This window comes from Bacillus cereus group sp. N24 (assembly GCF_016483345.1).
Classification (GTDB): Bacteria; Bacillota; Bacilli; order Bacillales; family Bacillaceae_G; genus Bacillus_A; species Bacillus_A toyonensis.
The window spans coordinates 1-388 of sequence record NZ_JAEHCA010000105.1 but is presented as its reverse complement, the minus strand read 5'-3'; the positions used below and the strand labels follow the sequence as shown (position 1 = coordinate 388).

Here is a 388-nt window from a genome sequence, read left to right as displayed (position 1 = left end):
ACGTATTATCTCGGGTTAGAAAAAAGAAAAAGATATTTGTACTCGGTCATGAACCAGTGGTAGCTAAAAATAGAATAAAACGAAGATTTAAAGCTACAAAGCCTAATGAAAAATGGTTCACGGATATCACGTATTTGATGTTTGGCAATAAAACTCTTTATTTTTCATCTATTATAGATGGGTTTAACAATGAAATTATAAGTTATAAAATAGGTAAGACACAGGATGTTTCTCTTGTATTAGATACTCTAAAAGAGGCTTTAAGAAAGCGAAATGTGATTGATACGATTTTACATTCGGATCAAGGAAAAGTGTATACATCAAAACAATTTCAAACATATGCCAAAGAAAAAGGCATTATCACAAGCATGTCTCGTACAGGAAACTG

1 protein-coding gene is annotated in these 388 nt (G+C 31.2%); it reads left to right on the top strand.

The window, feature by feature from the left end:
• On the top strand, positions 1 to 388 hold a 388-nt coding region (locus tag JDS95_RS32305), incomplete at both ends, for a DDE-type integrase/transposase/recombinase (protein WP_199647808.1).